This window comes from Microbacterium sp. 69-10 (assembly GCF_001897945.1).
Lineage (GTDB): Bacteria > Actinomycetota > Actinomycetes > Actinomycetales > Microbacteriaceae > Microbacterium.
Genome location: NZ_MKRT01000026.1, coordinates 47003 through 48687 on the forward strand (window position 1 = coordinate 47003; position 1685 = coordinate 48687).

Annotated in this window: 3 protein-coding genes; 1 reads left to right on the forward strand and 2 read right to left on the reverse strand. The window is 65.1% G+C overall.

What is annotated here, in order from left to right; all coding sequences use genetic code 11:
• On the forward strand, positions 1-161 hold a 161-nt coding region (locus BGN97_RS14025; protein WP_292702739.1), incomplete at its 5' end, for an undecaprenyl diphosphate synthase family protein.
• A gap of 27 nt (positions 162-188) precedes the next feature.
• Here the strand turns inward: BGN97_RS14025 and BGN97_RS14030 are convergent.
• Positions 189-986, reverse strand: coding sequence for a hypothetical protein (locus BGN97_RS14030; protein ID WP_292702731.1), 798 nt, complete (start codon positions 984-986; stop codon positions 189-191).
• Positions 987-1045: 59 nt separating this feature from the next.
• Complete coding sequence (locus BGN97_RS14035) at positions 1046-1597, reverse strand: hypothetical protein (protein WP_292702733.1); 552 nt, start codon at positions 1595-1597, stop codon at positions 1046-1048.
• Between the last annotated feature and the right edge of the window lie 88 nt (positions 1598-1685).

Sequence of the window (1685 nt, forward strand, 5' to 3'; positions counted from 1 at the left end):
CGAACTTCCTGCTCTGGCAGTCGGCCTACGCCGAGATGGTGTTCCTCGACACGCTGTGGCCGGACTTCTCCCGCGAGGAGCTGTGGCGCGCGATCGGGGTCTACCTGTCACGTGATCGCCGGTTCGGCGGGGCCGTGGACGCGCCGGACGCGTCGGAGTAGCTCGGGTCGACTCCTGCGTGCGTGTGCTCAGCGGGTGGGGCAGCCTTCGGCGGTCGGGTCCTCGTCGCAGGTGTGCGCGACGAGGGCGGTGCGGGCCTCGTAGATCTGGATGTCCTGCGGTGGGCCGGGGATGGTGAGGGTTCCGCTGATGGGGAAGTAGCCGGTGCCGAGGTCGATCTGGGCGGTGTAGAGGGTGTCGACGGATGCCTGGTAGGTGCCGCGCTCCGTGTAGGTGTGGCTGGTGTCGGTGGGCGTGAACTGGGGCAGGCCCAGTGCGTCCCAGGTCTTTCCTGCGGTCGTGGTGGTGCGGGTCTGTCCGTCGCCGTACCGGAATAAGAAGGATGCGGGGGTGAACCGGGCCGTGACCGGATAGCCGAAGAGCGTGCCCGTGCGGGTGTGCGCGGCGGCGTCGGTGGTGAAGTTGGTGGGCAGTCCCGCGACGCCGAGGTTGTCGGGTTCGCCGGTGAGGGTGCCCGGCGCGGGGGAGAAGGACGCGAGGTCGGTGATCGTGATGGGCGGGATGACGACGCCGTCGGGCGCGGCGGGGGTGACGACGCTATACGAACCGCGCGGAATGCAAACAGAATCCGCTCCGCCGAATATGGCGGCGCACTTTTTGTACGCCTCGGTCTCCTTGTAGGACTGAGAGTCGAGGGCTCGTCCCTTCGAGTTCTTCTCGGGCTTTGCTTGGCCTGACGAATGATTCTGTGAGCCGTCTTTGGTATTCGTGCCCCCGACCTGCGCGGTGCCATTAGTCAGGGTCGAGTTCGGGCATCGACCCAGCGCAAGTTTGATCTCCTTGGAGCACCTAGGGTCAGCTGCCATCGCTGGCGGGACCATCCAGATGCCTATCGCGACGAGCAACGCGGCTAGAAATGGCGCTGTCAGCTTGCGCACTGTGCATCATCCTCATCGAGTTCGGCCGTGATGACGTAGCCTGTGTCGATCCACCTCATCTCGACTTTCTGGGCAAGCACAGTCGGTCGGTCGATCGGAGTTACGTCTTCGTTGGCGGCATTGATCGTGGTGATACCTGAAGCATCGAGGCACACAACGGCGGCCAGCCTTTCGCCATGCAGCTCGATTGATCCGACGATGGGGACGAAATTGGACACTTTTGCTGTTCCGATGGTCTTCAACCCAGCAGCCTCCAGATCCTGCCGCCCGCGGATGTCAGCTGCAAGGGCGCTGTCAGCAAGAAAGTCTTGCGGGTCGGGACTCTCGGCTCCGTTGCGTCTCGCATTCCCGGCGTCGTTGTACGCCCGGTACGTCTCCTCCGCCGCCTTGAACGCCTCCTCGTCCGATGTGAACAGCGCCGTCTTGGTGGGCTTCGGGTCGGGCTCCGGGACTGGAGTGCATGCCGACAGCATCCCGAGGGTGAGCAGCCCGGCGGACAATGCGCCGAGCGCGCGGACGGTGGAGGTGGCGAGAGTCACCCGGCCACGGTAACCCGGATCGCACGACGCCCGCAGAAGTTATCCACAAGCAGGCGCGGGACGTGGTCGTGCCCGGGCATGTCAGAAG

Excerpts from the sequence above, each read along its gene's own strand:
- BGN97_RS14030 (WP_292702731.1), bottom strand. The coding sequence starts at position 986 with ATGGCAGCTGACCCTAGGTGCTCCAAGGAGATCAAACTTGCGCTGGGT.